12 protein-coding genes are annotated in these 17,502 nt (G+C 60.4%); 6 read left to right on the forward strand and 6 right to left on the reverse strand.

Translation table 11 applies throughout. The features are described from left to right. Window positions 1–177: 177 nt before the first annotated feature. A complete protein-coding gene (locus GOX01_RS10775; protein ID WP_011252873.1) occupies window positions 178–1,107 on the reverse strand; it encodes a hydrogen peroxide-inducible genes activator in 930 nt (309 codons plus the stop codon). Between the two features lie 247 nt (window positions 1,108–1,354). On the opposite strand from GOX01_RS10775, the gene ahpC reads away from it, so the two are divergent. The 3 genes from ahpC to GOX01_RS10790 all read left to right on the forward strand — a co-directional run bounded on the left by ahpC (window position 1,355) and on the right by GOX01_RS10790 (window position 4,294). After that, the gene (gene ahpC, locus GOX01_RS10780) at window positions 1,355–1,918 is read left to right on the forward strand and encodes an alkyl hydroperoxide reductase subunit C (protein WP_011252874.1); all 564 of its coding nucleotides are present in this window, start codon (window positions 1,355–1,357) and stop codon (window positions 1,916–1,918) included. A gap of 125 nt (window positions 1,919–2,043) precedes the next feature. After that, the gene (gene ahpF, locus GOX01_RS10785; RefSeq protein ID WP_011252875.1) at window positions 2,044–3,615 is read left to right on the forward strand and encodes an alkyl hydroperoxide reductase subunit F; all 1,572 of its coding nucleotides are present in this window, start codon (window positions 2,044–2,046) and stop codon (window positions 3,613–3,615) included. Between the two features lie 46 nt (window positions 3,616–3,661). After that, window positions 3,662–4,294 carry a LysE family translocator gene (locus GOX01_RS10790; RefSeq protein WP_011252876.1) on the forward strand — a complete coding sequence of 211 codons (633 nt, stop codon included), beginning with the start codon at window positions 3,662–3,664 and terminating at the stop codon, window positions 4,292–4,294. Between the two features lie 41 nt (window positions 4,295–4,335). Here the strand turns inward: GOX01_RS10790 and acnA are convergent, their stop codons facing one another. Continuing rightward, window positions 4,336–7,029, reverse strand: coding sequence for an aconitate hydratase AcnA (acnA, locus tag GOX01_RS10795; protein WP_011252877.1), 2,694 nt, complete (start codon window positions 7,027–7,029; stop codon window positions 4,336–4,338). Window positions 7,030–7,062: 33 nt separating this feature from the next. Beyond that, a complete protein-coding gene (locus GOX01_RS10800; protein WP_011252878.1) occupies window positions 7,063–8,085 on the reverse strand; it encodes an isocitrate/isopropylmalate dehydrogenase family protein in 1,023 nt (340 codons plus the stop codon). Between the two features lie 113 nt (window positions 8,086–8,198). Here GOX01_RS10800 and GOX01_RS10805 point away from each other — a divergent pair, with 113 nt between their 5' ends. Beyond that, complete coding sequence (locus GOX01_RS10805) at window positions 8,199–9,125, forward strand: LysR family transcriptional regulator (RefSeq protein WP_011252879.1); 927 nt, start codon at window positions 8,199–8,201, stop codon at window positions 9,123–9,125. 4 nt (window positions 9,126–9,129) lie between these two features. On the opposite strand, the gene GOX01_RS10810 is transcribed toward GOX01_RS10805, so the two are convergent. The 3 genes from GOX01_RS10810 to GOX01_RS10820 all read right to left on the reverse strand — a co-directional run bounded on the left by GOX01_RS10810 (window position 9,130) and on the right by GOX01_RS10820 (window position 12,033). Further along, entirely contained in the window at window positions 9,130–10,227 is a 1,098-nt protein-coding gene (locus GOX01_RS10810) for an AI-2E family transporter (protein WP_011252880.1), read from the reverse strand. A gap of 148 nt (window positions 10,228–10,375) precedes the next feature. Continuing rightward, window positions 10,376–11,293 carry a FecR family protein gene (locus GOX01_RS10815; protein WP_011252881.1) on the reverse strand — a complete coding sequence of 306 codons (918 nt, stop codon included), beginning with the start codon at window positions 11,291–11,293 and terminating at the stop codon, window positions 10,376–10,378. 140 nt (window positions 11,294–11,433) lie between these two features. After that, window positions 11,434–12,033, reverse strand: coding sequence for an RNA polymerase sigma factor (locus GOX01_RS10820; protein WP_011252882.1), 600 nt, complete (start codon window positions 12,031–12,033; stop codon window positions 11,434–11,436). 251 nt (window positions 12,034–12,284) lie between these two features. On the opposite strand from GOX01_RS10820, the gene GOX01_RS10825 reads away from it, so the two are divergent. Further along, the gene (locus GOX01_RS10825) at window positions 12,285–15,173 is read left to right on the forward strand and encodes a TonB-dependent receptor (RefSeq protein ID WP_062269121.1); all 2,889 of its coding nucleotides are present in this window, start codon (window positions 12,285–12,287) and stop codon (window positions 15,171–15,173) included. Window positions 15,174–15,241: 68 nt separating this feature from the next. Next, complete coding sequence (locus GOX01_RS10830; RefSeq protein WP_228119333.1) at window positions 15,242–17,488, forward strand: glycoside hydrolase family 31 protein; 2,247 nt, start codon at window positions 15,242–15,244, stop codon at window positions 17,486–17,488. Window positions 17,489–17,502: the final 14 nt, after the last annotated feature.

Genomic DNA, 17,502 nt, shown 5'->3' on the forward strand with positions numbered 1-17,502 from the left:
CCCATCAAACCCCGGGACCAAACACCTAGTTGCCACTGTGGACCTCGGCCGCCAGACCGGCATTTGCGGTACGCGCCGGACGACGGCTGATGTCAGCCGCATTCGATCTCTGGCGCGATATTCTGAGCGCGAATTCAAACGGACCCTAAGCCCCCGGCTGTTCCCGTCGGCACCTGGTCAACTGCAGGCGTGGCAGTGTTCCGGGGTGATGCTGCGCAGATAGGCTGCGAACTCGCGGAAGACCGGGGCACGAGGGTCAGAAGCGCGCCAGGTCAGGCCGATCGTGCGGCGTGCTTCGGGTTCGGGCAGGCTGCGGACGGTGATCAGATCTTCGAAATCCGCACGATTGCGCAGTGCGATCTGCGGGATGAGGGAAAAGCCCTCGCCAGCGCCGATCATGTACCACAGCATTTCAAGGCTGCTGGCCAGACGCTGCTCGCCCTGGCGGGGAACCGTCGGACAGATGGACAAGGCCTGGTCGCGCAGGCAGTGACCATCCTCAAGCAGAAGCAGGTCCGGGCGGCCGAGCTGGCTCAGGGACAGTTTCGGTTTGTGTGCCAGTTCGTGTGTGCTCGGGAAAACGGCGAGGAAGGCCTCCTCGAAAAGTGGCGCGCATTCCAGTGCGTCTGACGGCGCGGGCAGGGCCATGAGGGCCACGTCCAGCTCGCTGTTGCGCAGGGCGTGAACGAGCGCATCCGTCATGTTTTCGCGCAGGCGCAGGTTGAGGGATGGATAATGTTCTCGCAGGCGGGGCAGAAGGCCGGGGATGTAATAGGGGCCGAGCGTGGGGATGACGCCGAGACGCAGGGGGCCTTCCATCGGCCCGGTCTGGGCACGGGCGACTTCGAGCAGGTTTCGGGCTGCTGCCAGAACCTCGCGGCCGAGCGCAAGGAGCCGTTCACCATCGGGCGTGGGAGCGACATGGCGCCGGGAGCGCTCGAAAAGCGTCACGTCCAGCAGCTGTTCGAGCTTACGGACCTGCTCGGACAGCCCGGCCTGGCTGACGCCGCAGCGTTCTGCCGCGCGGGAGAAGTTGCGCAGATCATCGACCGCAACCACATATTCGATATCGCGCAGGGAAAGGCCGGAAAGGGGAACGTAGCTCATGTCCCATAGATATGACCGAATATCCGAATGGGGAAGTGCGGTTCTGCCTGTTACGGAAAAATAGCGTCGAGACAGGCCGGCTTCAGAGAAAAGCTCCACGCTTCCTGATCGGGAGTCGTGATATCTTCATCTCGTCAATTCGGTTTTGGCGATCAGTCATATTGACAGGAACTGTTTCCTGTCCCTCTCTTTCTGTGGGACACAGAGTCCGCAACACAACTTCAACCCAAGGTCAGGAGACAGTCTGATGGTTCGCATCAACTCCCCGCTGAAGCCCTTCTCTACCGACGCTTTCCGCAACGGTGAGTTCCTCACGGTCACGGACTCCGACGTTCGCGGCAAGTGGTCCGTTTTCTTCTTCTACCCGGCTGACTTCACGTTCGTCTGCCCGACGGAACTCGAAGATCTCGCTGACAACCAGGCCGCTTTCGACAAGCTGGGCGTGGAAATCTATTCCGTCTCCACGGACAAGCATTTCACGCACAAGGCCTGGCACGACACGTCGCCGGCCATCGGCAAGATCAAGTACACGATGCTGGGTGACCCGACGGGTACGATCGCACGCAATTTTGATGTGCTGATCGAGGAAGCCGGTCTGGCCGATCGCGGTACGTTCCTGATCGATCCGGAAGGTAAGATCCAGTACATCGAAATCACCGCCGGTGGCGTTGGCCGTAGTGCTGCCGAGCTGCTCGACAAGATCCAGGCTGCCCAGTATGTCGCCACGCACCCGGGTGAAGTCTGCCCGGCCAAGTGGAAGGAAGGCGGCGAGACGCTGAAGCCGTCCCTCGACCTCGTCGGCAAGATCTGATCCGGCAGCGGATCTGATGATGGTGGGGCCTTCGGGTTCCACCAGCCTCCGCCTCCTCAGGGGGGCGGCTGCGCCGGACAGTCTTCCGGCCCAAATTGTCCAGTCCCGAAATCCGGAGAAAAACAATGCTTCAGGACGACCTGAAAACCCAGATGCGCGCCTATATGGAGTACCTGCGTGATGCGGTCGTGCTTGAGGCGACCCTTGGCACGGATGACCGCTCCAATGAGGTGCGCGGTCTGCTGGAAGATATTGCCAGCCTGTCTCCCAAGGTCACGTTCTCGGACAAGGGGCACGGCACCCGCATCCCGTCCTTCGTGATCCGCCGGCCGGGCACGGATGTGCAGGTCTGCTTTGCCGGTCTGCCAATGGGGCACGAGTTCACGTCTCTGGTGCTGGCGCTGCTTCAGGTCAGCGGGCATCCGCCCAAGATCGAAGCGGATGTGGTTGCGCAGATCCGCGCGCTGGACGGGGACTACCATTTCGAGACGTATTTCTCCCAGTCCTGCCAGAACTGCCCGGATGTAGTGCAGGCGCTCAATGCCATGAGCGTGCTGAATCCGAAGATCCATCACACGGCCATCGATGGGGCAGATTTTCAGGATGAGGTGGAGCGCCTTGGTATCCGCTCGGTCCCGCAGGTCTATCTGAACGGTGAGCCCTTTGCGTCGGGCCGGATGGAAGTGGCGGATATTCTGGCCAAGCTGGACACGGCCTCCGTGGCTCGTTCGGCGGAGAAGCTGAATGATATGGCCCCGTTCGACGTGCTGGTGCTCGGTGCCGGGCCGGCCGGTGATGCGGCGGCGATCTATGCCGCACGAAAGGGCCTGCGCACGGGCCTCGTGGCCGAGCGGTTTGGCGGTCAGGTCATGGATACGGCCGGGATTGAGAACTTCATTTCCGTGCCGGAAACTGACGGCCCGAAACTCTCGGCAGCACTTGAGGCGCATGTTCGGCAGTATGACGTGCAGATCATTGCCTCGCAGCTGGCAGCGAAGCTGATCCCCGCTGCGGAAACTGGCGGTCTGCACCAGATCGTGCTGGAAAGCGGAGCGGTCCTGCGCTCGAAGACGGTCATTATTGCGACTGGTGCGCGCTGGCGGCATCTGGGTGTGCCGGGTGAGGACGAGTATCGCACCAAGGGTGTGGCGTACTGCCCGCATTGCGACGGTCCGTTCTATAAGGGGCGTCCGGTTGTGGTGACCGGCGGCGGCAATAGTGGCGTGGAAGCGGCGATCGACCTGGCAGGGATCGTCTCGCATGTCACGCTGCTGCAGCGCGGGGCGCATCTGAAAGCCGACAAGGTGCTTCAGGACCGGCTGCTGAGCCTGCCGAATGTCACGGTTCTGACCAATGCCCTGACTACCAAGATCGAGGGTGACGGCAAGGAAGTGACCGGCCTGACCTATAGTGATGGGGACGGCGGCTTGCACCAGATCAAGACGGATGGCGTGTTCGTGCAGATTGGTCTGCTGCCCAATACGGAATGGCTGAAGGGGACGCTGAAGCTCAGCCCGTATGGCGAGATCGTTATTGACGACCACTGCGGGACGTCTGTTCCGGGCGTGTTTGCGGCGGGCGATGCGACGACCGTGCCGTACAAGCAGATCGTCATTGCCATGGGGGAGGGGGCGAAGGCTTCCCTGTCGGCCTTCGATTATCTGATCCGTCTGCCGGTAGCGGCGAAGGCGAACTGAGAAAAGAAGGATTGGGGGTTTTCGGGAGGCGGTGTAGGTCTCGCGCATGCATCCTTACCTGATCCCCCTTCTGACATTTGCTGCCGCGGCGGCTGTTTTCACGATTACGCCGGGCCTCGATACGGCCATGACACTGCGAACGGCCACGACGTCCGGCTGGAAGGCCGGTCTGGCGGCCGTTGTGGGGATTTGCGTAGGGCTGGGAATCTGGGGGCTTGCGGCAGCATTTGGACTGACGGCGCTGCTGGCGGCCTCCGAGACCGCGTTTACGGTCGTCAAATGGGCCGGTGCGCTCTATCTCGCCTGGCTTGGGATCGGATTGATCCTGCATCCCCGGGCTTCGCTGGGGACAGCGGAGACGGTCCCGGTGCATGACGATGCCCGTGCGGCGTTTCGCCGGGGCCTGCTGACCAATCTGCTCAATCCCAAGGTCGGCATTTTCTACATGACATTCATGCCGCAGTTCATTCCGCCGCATGTGAACGTAAAGGAGTTTTCGCTCCTGCTGACGGCCATTCAGGCCATCCTGTCCTTCTCGTGGCTGGCGCTTCTCGTCGCCCTGACCGTGCCGCTGGGACGGTTTCTTTCCAGTCCGGTGGTTGTGCGGCGCATGGATAGGTTAACGGGCGGGATTTTTATCGCGTTCAGTCTCAAGCTTGCTCTCAGCCGCCGGGCCTGAGACGTAAACGAAAATGGCGGGGCCGAAGCCCCGCCATTTTTTCAGTCTGCTGAAGCCATTCCCCGCAGGACGTAAGGCAGGATGCCTCCGTTGCGGTAATACTCCGCCTCATCGACCGTATCGACACGGCATAGCAGCGGGACGTCCTGCGTGCTGCCATCCTGACGGGTGACCGTCATGGTCAGGGTCTGGCGTGGTGTCAGGGTTTCGATGCCGTGAATGGCGATCGTCTCCGTTCCGTCCAGCCCCAGCGTCTTGCGCGTCGTGCCCGGCTCGAAGGTCAGGGGCAGGACGCCCATACCTACCAGGTTGGAGCGGTGGATGCGCTCGAAGCTCTCCGCGATGACGGCCTTGATGCCGAGCAGGCGCGTGCCCTTCGCGGCCCAGTCACGGGATGACCCCATGCCGTATTCCTTGCCGCCGAACACGACGAGCGGCACGCTGTCCTTCGCATAACGGCTGGCGGCATCATAGATGGACATCTGCGCACCATCCGGTTGATGCAGCGTGACGCCGCCTTCGGTTCCGGGCGCCATCTCGTTGCGGATGCGGATATTGGCGAAGGTCCCCCGGACCATGACGCGGTCATTGCCGCGACGGGAGCCGTAGGAATTGAAGTCCTTCACCGCAACCTGATGCTCCTGCAGATACACGCCTGCCGGAGAGGACGGCGCAATCGCACCGGCCGGGGAGATGTGGTCGGTCGTGATGTTGTCGCCCAGCAGCGCCAGAATGCGTGCGCCGGCGATGTCCTTTGTGGGCGCAGGTTCGGCGGTTAGACCGTCGAAATAGGGCGGGTTCTGCACATAGGTCGAGCCCGGCTGCCAGTCATAGGTGGCCGAGGTTCCGGCCGAGGCCAGAGCCTGCCATTCCTTCGTGCCTTCCGTGATGTGGCTGTAACGCTCGACGAAGGCTTCGCGCGTGACGGCGGAGCCGACGAGTTCTGCGATTTCGTGGTTGGTGGGCCAGATATCGCGGAGGTAGACCGGCGTGCCATCGGGCGCGTGTCCCAGAACGGCTGTCGTGATGTCTTCGCGCATCGTTCCCAGCAGGGCATAGGCGACGACCAGCGGCGGGCTGGCGAGATAGTTCGCACGGACATTGGGCGAAATCCGGCCTTCGAAGTTCCGGTTGCCGGACAGGACCGAAGTTGCGACCAGACCATTGCCTTCGATCGCGTCCACAAGCTCCTTCGCCAGCGGGCCGGAATTGCCGATGCAGGTCGTGCAGCCATAGCCGACCGTTTCGAAGCCCAGCGCGTCCAGATCGGCGCTCAGATTGGCGCGATCCAGATAGTCCGTGACGACCTGCGAGCCGGGTGCGAGGGACGTTTTCACCCAGGGCTTCGGCATCAGACCGAGTGCGCGGGCCTTGCGCGCCACCAGTCCGGCTGCGACCAGAACGGCCGGGTTGGACGTGTTGGTGCAGGACGTGATGGCGGCGATGACAATGGAGCCGTGCCCGATCGTATAATCCGTGCCAGCGACGGGGGCGGTCTTGTGGACAGCATCCGGTTTGACGCCCAGCGCCTCCGTCAGGGCTTTTTCGAACGCGGGGGTGGCGGCGGAGAGTTCGATCCGGTCCTGCGGGCGTTTTGGGCCGGAAATGCAGGGCGTGACCGTGCCGAGATCCAGCGTCAGAACGTCCGAAAAGACCGGCTCGGGCGTGGAGGCATCGCGGAACATGCCCTGTGCGCGCAGCCAGGCTTCCGTCAGTGCAATGTGGTGTTCGTCACGGCCGGTCTGGCGTAGATAGTCGAGCGTCAGCGCATCCACGGGGAAGAAGCCGCAGGTCGCGCCATATTCCGGAGCCATGTTCGCGATGGTCGCACGATCCGCGACCGGCAGATGATCCAGCGCCGGGCCGAAGAACTCCACGAATTTGCCGACCACGCCCTTGGCGCGCAGCATCTGCGTGACCGTCAGGACCAGATCGGTCGCGGTGGTGCCTTCCGGTAGACGTCCTTCCATCCGGAAACCCACGACATCGGGGATGAGCATGGAAATCGGCTGTCCGAGCATGGCGGCTTCGGCTTCGATCCCGCCAACGCCCCAGCCCAGAACGCCCAGACCATTGACCATGGTCGTGTGGGAATCCGTGCCATACAGCGTGTCGGGATAGGCGTAAGTGACGTCGCCGACCGTGCCCGTCCAGACCACCTGCGACAGATATTCCAGATTGACCTGATGGCAGATGCCGGCACCCGGCGGGACGACGCGGAACTGGTCGAACGCTTCCTGACCCCAGCGCAGGAACGCATAACGCTCGCCGTTGCGCTCGAATTCCAGCGAGACATTCTGCTGGAGCGCGTCCTTGCGTCCGGCGACGTCCACCATGACGGAATGGTCGATCACCAGATCGACGGGGACGAGCGGATTGACCTTCTGCGGATCACCGCCGAGCGAGACGATGCCATCGCGCATGGCCGCCAGATCGACCACGGCCGGGACGCCTGTGAAGTCCTGCATCAGAATGCGGGCGGGCTTGAACGGCACTTCCTGCGTGGAATGGGCGTTCTTCGTCCAGTCAACGATCGCCTGCGCGTCCTCGACGCGGTAGGTCGAACCATCCGTAAAGCGCAGGACGTTTTCGAGCAGCACTTTCAGGCTGACGGGCAGGCGCGAGATGTCGCCCAGTTTTTCAGCCGCGACGGGCAGGGAGAAATAGCGATAGGAGCGCCCCTCGATCGAGAGGTCGCGCTGGCAGTCCAGAAGGTCGTGTCCAACCTGTTTCATGATGGGAATGTTCCTTGGAGGGCTGTCAGAATATTACTGGATGGCGCGCAGAAGGGCCTGCGTGACGTCCTGCGTGGTGGCCTTACCGCCCAGATCGCGCGTGCGAAGGCCTTCGACCTGAAGGATCTGCTTCATCGCACCGTCCAGACGCTGGGACAGGTCCTGCCGCCCGACATGGGCCAGCATCATGCTACCCGCCATCATCAGCGCCAGCGGATTGGCGATTCCCTGTCCGGCGATGTCGGGTGCTGAGCCGTGCACAGCCTCGAAGATGCCCATTTTCTCGCCGATATTCGCACCTGGCGCCATACCCAGGCCGCCCACGAGACCGGCTGTCAGATCAGACAGGATATCGCCGAACAGATTGGTCGTGACGATGACGTCGTAGTTCTCCGGGCGGATCACAAGTTCCATCGCGCAGGCGTCAACGATGCGCTCTTCCAGTGCCACGCGGCCTTCATATTCCGCGGCGACCTTGCGGCCTTCATGCAGGAACAGGCCGCTCAGGATTTTGAGGATGTTCGCCTTGTGGACAAGCGTCACCTTCTTGCGGTTGTTTTTCACGGCGTATTCGAAGGCGAAGCGGACGATCCGGTTGCATTCGGTGCGGGTATTGAACCCGGCGCCGTATGCCACGGCTTCCGGGTCGCCATCCACGGCCATGTAATACTCCATCGCGGCATACAGGCCTTCGATGTTCTCGCGGATCACGACCAGATCGACGTTCTCGTAGCGTCCGCCGGGGACGATCGTCTGGGTCGGGCGGACATTGGCGTACAGGTCGAAGGCCTGACGCAGCGTGACGTTGATGGAGCGGAAGCCCTTGCCCACAGGCGTGGTCAGCGGCCCTTTCAGCACGAGGCCGGTGCGGCGGATGCTGTCGAGCGTGGCCTCGGGCAGGGCCGTACCGTGCTGGTCGAATGCGCCTACGCCTGCGCTCTGGTGATCCCAGAGGAAGGGGGCGCCGAGGGCATCCATGACGGTCGTGACCGATTGCATGATTTCCGGGCCAATTCCGTCACCGGCGATGAGCGTGGCGGGAATGGTCTTGGTCATGGCGCGTTCCTGTTCGGTCAAGGGATGTGTCTGTGACGCGGGGGACCTTAAAGGGGTTTCATGGTGGAAACCAATGTTTGCGGGAAGGTTTCATCATACCTTAAAAGTATGGAATGATCGAACTCAGACATCTCCATGCCGTCATCGCCATTGCCGAAGAACGCAACCTGACGCGTGCCGCCGAGCGGCTCGGGATCCAGCAGCCTCCGCTGACCCGGCTGCTCAAGGGTATGGAACAGGAACTTGGGGTCCAGCTCTTTGAACGTCATGCCCGCGGCATGCGCCTGACCCCGGCCGGACGCAGCATGCTCAAGGGGGCGTATGATGTCATCGAGCGTATGGATGAGACGGTCGAGGATGTCCGCCGCATTGTGCGGGGTGAGGCCGGAGAACTGTCGATCGGGTTCACGAACTCCGCGCTGTGTCACCCCAGTCTGCCGGACATGCTCGGGCAGTTCCGCGAGACCTGGCCGGATGTGGGGTTGACGCTGACGGAAGGTAATTCAAGCCAGCTGCTGGGGGCGTTGCGGGAAGATACCGTGGATGTCGCTTTTGTCCGGACGTCCATTCCCTATGTGTCGGATGTGGTGGTCGAACTGATTGTGGAAGAGCCGATGGTGGTGGCTGTGCCTCGGACGCACAGGCTGGCAAAAGAGGCGCCTGCGGGAGGTTTGAAACTGGCTGAACTCGAGGACGAGGACTTCATCCTGTATCAGAGCCAGTACAATAACGGTCTGTACAAGACGATTGTGGATGCCTGTCTGGGCGCGGGCTTTACGCCGCGTATTCGCCAGAAAGGGCCGCAGCTTCTGGCAGCCCTGAATCTTGTGGCGGGGGGGCTGGGCATTTCACTCGTGCCCCAGTCCATGCAGCAGCATCATGCGGGGCAGGTGGTCTATATCCCGCTGTCTTCGCGTACGGCTTTGACGGCGCCGCTTTATCTGGTGTTCCGCTCGGTCCGGATGACGGGGGCCAAGCTGTATTTCATCCATCAGGCCCGCCGTATCCGGCAGGCCTATGGTGCGGTTGCGGCGGAATGAGGGTTCAGGAATCCAGAGGCGTTGAAACGGATGGGGGTGTTTGGCGGGAGTCACTGATCCAGCTCTTGGTCAGCGTATAGGCCACGGACAGGATCAGCGGGCCGATGAAGATCCCGACCAGTCCCAGTCCGCCGAGGCCGCCAATCACGCCGAGCATGATGAGAATGAGCGGGATATCGGCCTGTTTGCGGATCAGGAACGGGCGCAGTACGTTATCGATGATGATCGTGATGATGGTGACGACGAGCAGAAGCGCTGCCGGGGCAAGACCACGGTCGAAATAGACCCAGATCACGGCAGGGATCAGGGTGACGCCCGGGCCGGCCTGAAGCAGGCAGACCATGAAGGTCACGGCGGTGAGGATACTGACCCAAGGCGCGCCGGCGAGTTTCAGCCCGATGCCGGCCACGGCGGATTCAACGACTGCGGTGACGGTCACGCCAAAGGCGACCCCCCGGATTGTGTAGGCCGCAAGCTGGAGCATTTCCTTGCCGCGATTGCCGGCCAGAATGGTGACGAGCGTGTCCGCAACCGCAATCGCTGATTCCGCGCGCATGAGGAGAACGCCGAGGATGACCAGTGTGAGGATGAACTGCAGGGCCAGAATGCTGAAACTGCCTGCATAGGCCAGGAATGTGTGGATGAGGGTTTCCGGGGCCGGGATGACCTGCCGGACCATTTCGGGGAACTGCATGTGCTGCATGCGGTCCCAGAATGGCGCGATATGTGGACCTACCAGAGGAAGCCGGCCCATCCATGGCGGCTCATCCGGAATGTGGAGGGTGGAAGACGAGGAGACCAGCGCGATGATATCGCCGAAATGGCTCGAAACCGTCGTGATGGCGAGCCAGAGCGGCAGGATGAATACCAGCATCGCAATCAGGATGGTGAGGGAAACGGCCACCCGGCGGCTGTTTCCGACGAAGGTCTGAAGCCGTCGCAGCATGGGCCAGGTTGTCACCGCGATCGTGACGGCCCAGATCGTGGCGGGAAGGAACGGCTTGAGGATCCAGATGGCGCTGATGACAATGCCGCTCGCCAGCAGGGCAATCAGAACGGACCGGGTATTGTCCTGAGAACCGTTCTGGAAAAGGTCTGGCATTGAAGGCTTGGCTTTCCGTGGAAATAAAATCAGCACTGTAGTGCAGGGAAAGATAGGCCGATCTGCCCGCAGGAGAAAGTAGGGGTATCTGAAATCTGCGAATGCTCAGCGGAAGGCCTCAAGTCAGCCGGGGTGTCGGGGGTGTTTTTTACGCCGTAAAGGCGATGCTCCTGTTGGATATCTCGACCCGACATCGGATCAGGCGTGCAATGGACAGGGCGAAATCTTCAGGGGCCGCGAGAGCGAAGCTGCCGGAGATCCTGCTTCCTGAAAGGTGGGGATCGCGGATCATGAGTTTCAGGCGCGTATAGGGTGCAAATCGTGCAAGCGCATTCTGGAGCGTTGTGTCGTTCAGCACGAGGGTTCCCTGTCGCCACGCCGTCTGTTCGATGATGTCATCGGGGGAGAGCGGGCGGCAGGTCGCTTGCAGACTGCGACCGGCTTGCGTGAACTCGACAGATGTGGGGGTGGTCAGCTGGTGCTGGCCATCAGGGGTCTGCCAGGTGAGCGTCCCGGCATAGTGCTGAAGGCGCAGGCCTTGAGGTGAGCGTGTCAGATCGAAATCCGCCGCTGTTCCCGTAAGGCGCAGGGTGTCTGTCGAGACCGAGACGATCCCGGAATGAAGCTGGATGCCAAGCCGGCCATTGATCATCTCGATCCGGTCGCTGGAGGTCGCTTCCGGCAGGTAAGCGGTGGTGAGGGCATCCAGCGTAATGACGCCCTGATGCCAGGCATAATTGCGGGGGAGTTCGTGTCCGCGCTCCAGACGGACTGTTTGGTCCCGGGCCGTATCGTACAGCATCAGGCTTCCGATCGAAGCAGCGGCAAGCGGCAGAAAGCGCCGTCGCGATACCGTCGCTGTCCAGGGCGGACGGCTCGGCGTATTGCGGGCAGGGACATGGCTCAGGGATGGAGATGCGCGATAATTCAGATGCCTGAAGAAGGCCTGGGCGCGGACATACGCGCCGAAATTGCGCACGTCCTGAGCAAGCCATGCCTCGAAATCCTGACGTTCTTTGCCAATGAGGGATTGAGCATCCTGCTGTGTGACCCAGTGTGCGGCCATTGCGTCACGTGCGGTGCTGTCTTCTGATCTGTCTTCAGGCAAGAAACGATACTTTCGACTTTGGACCCTGTCGCGGGATGGGGGCGCGCTTTCCATGATGTGTCCGGCGCCGGGGAGAAGTCTGACTGGCGGGGTGGCTGTCAGGAATCGTCGCTTCTGGCCTTGAGGAGATAGGCGAGGCCGGTTGCGATGTGCCGTTCGACCGACCGTCTTGAAATACCAAGTCGGGTCGCGATGTCGTCCTGATCGCAGTCATACAGTTTTCGGAGAATGAATGTATTTCGGTACGGTTGCGACATATCGTTGAGCTTCTGCTTCAGCCAGTCGAGCTTTTTCCGGCTGGCATAGACCTGTTCCGGATCCGGTGAGGCATCTGCAAGCTGCTCTTCCATGTCATGAACCGGCTGGATCAGCGTGTAGAGCTTGGCGCGACGGCCATGCTCGATGACGAGATTTCTGGCGCACCGGAAAAAGAAGGCCCGACCATCCTGAATGTCACGGGGTTTGGCCGTGCAGAGGCGGGCGTAGCATTCCTGGATGATATCGTCGCGCGTGACACCATGCAGAGGCACAGTGCCGAGCCAGGATCTCACGGCACGTTCATGCGGGACAATGGTCCGGGCAATCCAGTCGAAGCAGTCCTCTTCCGGCAGGGATACAGGGCTGGCGGCCTCACTCGCAGGAGAGGTGTGCTCAACATTTCGGGGGGGCTGTGAAGGTCGTACTGGCGCGCCGGACATAACGTTCCTTCAGGGCTGTATCCTGTGGCGGCGTTCCGTATCATGGTATTGGAGAGGTGAATAAGCTGGTTATTTATGAAAATTATAAGACAATCCCCGAAAATAACAGAGTATATAAGGTAAGATTTCTTATGGGGTTGTGGGGTGAAATAAAACCTTAACAATTATTCCTGAAAAATCGTGTCGGTATTTCTGGAAGCGCGCGTCTTCCTCTGCGAACGCTCTCCTTGCTCCAGGATTATTCGAACACGATGAAGTGCTTCAGACTGCATGCCGCCCTCCTCTCTTTTGGAGTGGTCGGCTCCTGGAACGTCGCGCATGCGGCGAGCCATGAATTCAATATCGATTCCAGCAGTCTGCCGGCGGCGCTTGCACGGTACCAGCAGATCACCGGCATCGGTGTTGCGGTGCCGGGCGGGACGGCTCAGGGCATCCACCCGCACGCGGTCAAAGGCGTGATGGACGATCAGGCCGCATTGCGCGCCCTGCTTGCGGGAACGTCGCTGTCCGTCAGTTATTTCGACAGAAAAGGAGCCGTCCTTTCCCACACGCCGGCGCCGGGAAAGTCGGAAGCCACGCCGCATAACAACGATGTTGAAGCCAACGATGTCGAGAAGATCTTCTCGTACGGGCACCGGATGGTAAAATCCGAAAAGCGGACGTCGAACATCATTGTCGACAGCATTGCGTATGACCCGTTTGAAAATCTGGGTGGAAATTCGTCCATCGCATCGTCGCTGATCCTGCTTCCCGGTGTCGCGGCGATCTATAACGGCGACGAACCGCGTTATGTCAGCCTGCGTGGTATCAGTCCGGACCTGAACCATACCACCGTCGATGGCCTGACCCTGGCCTCGATCGGTGAAACCGGTTCGGGAACGAGGCGCGTCAACCTTCAGGATACGCCTGTGGAAATGACGTCGCACACCAACATCTACAAGAGTTTTACGGCCGAGCAGTCGGGCGATGCCATTGGCGGCGTCATCGACATGATCCCGATGAGCGCATTCGATCACAAGGGGCGTTACGCCTATTTTGACGGATACGGCATCGACTCCCTTTATGCGGGATCGGCCGGACAGAACGGGTTGAGTGGGCATTCCAAGCACATGGGTGCCGGTGAGAAGGCCGTGATTTCCGATCGGTTCGGCAAGAACAAGGAATTCGGCATTATCATTTCGAGCCGTTATCAGGACCGTGTGACCAACCAGACCGGCAGCGTCAGCGATTTTCAGTATTACGATACGTCCGGCACCGCGACGAGTGAACCGACGTCTCCGAAATGGAACCACAAACTCGCGCCCACCAACTATACGACTTCGGAATACGCGAACTCGGTCACGACGCTGGGTGGTTCGGGAAAGCTGGAATGGCGGCCGATCAATACCGGAATTACGGCCTCCATTCTGGGCTGGACCTATCGGCGGCAGGAAAATCAGGTTGGTGATCTGAACAATTACAATTTCAACAGTAATTATATCGCCAATCAGACGGCCACCAGCGGTACGCAGAATATTTACAGCATCTACTCACGGCGCATCCAGGATACATATTCACGAAGCTCCAATGGCCTGATCGGACATCTGGACTGGACGCACGGCAAGCATAATGTGGTGATCCGTGCCGGTTACACGTGGGAAGATTACGACAATTACCAGCCGCTCGAGCGGATGCGGACCTATCCGAGCAAGCTTTACGCCAATTATTCGGGCGACCCCGAAAATGGCGAGATGTTCCGGATCGACTTCCTGTCCAATCCGAACCTCGTTAAGAACGCGACCTGGAAATCCTACCAGATGCAGCAGCAGTGGCGGCAGTCCAGCGAGAGCATCCCGACGGTAAGAGCCGATTACAACTACAATATCGCACCCGGCGCGCGCGGTTTCGGTTTGGCTGCGGGCTTTGAATGGCGGGAATTCAACATCCAGTTCAATGAACAGGACAAGATCTGGAACAACGGCGCCAATGTCACGAGTGACGCCATGTATTCCAATTATTACCCCTGGCGCTGGAGCATTCCGTTCGTATTCATGAACGTGAATGGCCTGACCTATGACTGGTCCAAGCTGTCGCAGAGTGCGGCCAATGCAGCGACCAGCAAGTATAATTCGACGATGAGCGATTACCGGTATCGCGAGGATGTCACGGACGGGTATCTCTCGCTGCATTATGCGCTGCCCAAGACCGTGTTCATTGCTGGTGTGCGGGCGGATAACGTGAACTACACGTCCTGGTCGCCGACATCTTCCAACGGGATTGCGTCGAGCAATTTTGCCCGCCGGAATGGCAGTTACATCAACCCGCTGCCGTCATTCGATATCGTTCATCATTTCCCGATGAGCATCAATCTGCACGCCTCCTACAGCCGCTCCATCGGCCGCCCGACACCGTCCAATATCGCCCAGGCCGAAAAGATGACCTGCGGTTCGAGTGACGAGACCAGTATTGCGACCTGTACGATCAGCATGGGTAATCCCAATCTGCGTCCCCGCAAGGCCCATAACTTCGATGTGGCGCTGGACAAGTTCTTCGATCATGACAATGGCGTCCTGAGCGCGACCTTCTTCAGCAAGATCATCAGCGACGACATCTACAACCAGACCAGCATCTACTCGCAGGATGGCGAAATCTACGAGAGCACGACGCCGATGAACGCGACGAGCTCCATCCTGCGCGGTGTGGAGTTTTCGGCCCTCGACCGGTCCATCGCCGTGCTCGGGCAGGTTTTCGATCTGTCGGTCAATGCCACCTGGATGCAGGGGCACATGCACTACTACGAAAACGGTGTGCTCATGCGCACCAATCACCTGATCTATCAGCCTGATGTTCTGGTGAACGGTGCCGTGACCTGGCACATCCCTGCCATTCATGGCGGTCTGCGGGCGACTGCGAACTACAACGGCAAGTTCCTGACCGATCTCGGCACGACGCCCAACGACAATACCGGACAGGGCGACACCTTCATGCTGAACATGGCGTTCTGGCATCGGGTCTACAAAACGGTCAGTTTCAAGTACGAAGTCCAGAACCTCACCAATACGCATTTCAATAACGTCACCGGATCGAAACTTCAGTACACGGACAACACGAACTATCTGGGCCGTGGCGTCTATTTCCATCTCATCATGGATTATAATTGATGCCTGAAATGCTCGCGCGGCAATGGTTTTGTCCGCGCGTCAGGATGGCCGGGGTCTGGACGGCCCTGATGCTGTCTACCGCACTGGCGCAGGCGGCAGGGCACGGAAAACCAGCTTCGCCGGTGGCGGACGCCGGGGCGGTCGTCAGGTTCGGAAATGCCCGGTTCACTGTCCTGACCGACCGTCTTGTGCGGATGGAATGGGCTGCTGACGGACGGTTTGAGGACCGGGCGTCCCTGGCCTTCATCAACCGTCGTCTTTCAGTGCCGCATTATACGCAGGAGCATCAGGATGGGGCGCTGGAACTGCGGACAGGCTGTCTGGTGTTGCATTACCATCCGTCCGGCGATGGAAAACTGACGGCTGAAAATCTGTCGGTTGACGTTACATGCGGGACGGTCCGGCCGCATTGGGTGCCGGGACAGGCGGATGATGCGAACCTTCTCGGCACCACCCGCACGCTGGACGGCTCGAATGGTGGGAAGCTGAAGGAGCCGATGGAGCAGGGGCTGGTCTCCCGCAGTGGATGGTCTGTTGTCGATGATTCCAGCCGTCCGCTGTTTGACCGTGACTTTCCGGCGGCAAAAGCAGGGTCTGGCATAGGGACATCGCCGCTTTCATGGCCCTGGGTCGTGGCACGGCCGGAGGGGGCGCGGCAGGACCTGTATTTTTTCGGGTATGGTCATGATTACCGGCCCGCGCTGGCCGATTTTACGCGCGTGGCTGGAAAAATTCCGCTTCCGCCAAAATTTGCGTTCGGGGTCTGGTGGTCGCGTTACTGGGCATATAGCGATCAGGATCTTCTGGGGATGGTGTCTGCCTTCGCGCAGCACACCCTGCCGCTGGATGTGGTTGTCGTGGACATGGACTGGCATGTCTCGCAGGATCAGCTGGTCGCGCGCGGTCTGAGTGACCTGTCGAAGAACAAGCTGGGCTGGACGGGATATAGCTGGAACAGGATCCTGTTTCCCGATCCGGAAGGTTTTTTGCAGCGGATGCATGATGCCGGCGTGAAAGTTTCGCTGAACCTGCATCCGGCATCAGGCGTGCAGCCCTGGGAGGATCGCTACCGGGAGATGGAAGCCGCGCTTCGTCTTCCTGCGGATCACGGGCCGTACATTCCCTTTGCGCCGACGGATCCGCATTATGTGGACGCGTATTTTTCCGTGCTGCATCGTCCGCTGGAAAAGCAGGGCGTGGATTTCTGGTGGCTGGACTGGCAGCAGCAGAACAGGACGGATCTGCCGGGGCTTAATCCGACATGGTGGCTGAATTATCTCCATTTCATGGAGCAGGCGTCCCAGGGCGCGCGGCCGCTCGTCTTCCATCGCTGGGGTGGGCTTGGAAACCATCGCTATCAGATCGGCTTTTCCGGCGATACGCATGCGAACTGGGCCAGTCTGGCGTTTCAGCCGTGGTTTACGGCGACGGCGGCGAATGTGGGTTACGCCTACTGGAGCCATGATATCGGTGGTCACGCGCCCGGGGCGGTAGGGCCAGAGCTTTATACGCGCTGGATTCAGTTCGGTGTCTACAGTCCGGTGTTCCGGACGCATACGACGAAAAATCCGGATGCGGAACGGCGTGTCTGGGCCTATCCGGAACCGTATTCGGATATCATGCAGGACGCGATACGCCGCCGGGCGCTGCTGTTTCCACATCTCTATACGGAAGCGCGCCGCACCTATGACACCGGCGTCGCTTTCCTGCATCCGCTTTATTACGACTGGCCGGAAAATGACGAGGCCTACGCGACCAAAGGCGAATATGTCTTTGGCGAACAGATGGTCGTCGCCCCCGTTACGGCTCCTTCCGATCCCCGGACAGGTCTGGCAGAACAGACGCTCTGGGTTCCCCCGGGTTCATGGATTGATGCAAGCAGCGGGACACGGCTGGAAGGTCCGCGCCTGCTGAAACGGCATTATACGCTGGAGCAGACACCGGTTCTGGTGAAAGAAGGCGCGATCGTGCCGCAGCGTGTGGCCGCAACAGGGGCCGATGCCAGTCTTGCCGCAACGCTGGGTGTGGAAGTCTGGCCGCTCAAACCCGGACAGAGCAGCCGGTATGATGTTTATGATGATACGCGGCAGGGGACGTCTTATCAGAAGGACGTCTCGGCGCGTCTACCGATACAGGCATTCCGCTCTGCGGATGGCTCGGATCTGCGGATCGTCATCGGTCCTGTTCAGAGAGCGTCTGCGCCCGCCCGTGCCTATGAACTGCGTCTGCCCGCAGACCTGCCGCCACAGAGCGTGCGTGTGAATGGACATCCGCTGGCATTTACTGATCGGGTTAAGGTGTCGGGATGGCGTTAAGAGGTGGACCCGTC

Source organism: Gluconobacter oxydans, assembly GCF_006539685.1.
In the GTDB taxonomy this organism is placed as follows: domain Bacteria; phylum Pseudomonadota; class Alphaproteobacteria; order Acetobacterales; family Acetobacteraceae; genus Gluconobacter; species Gluconobacter oxydans.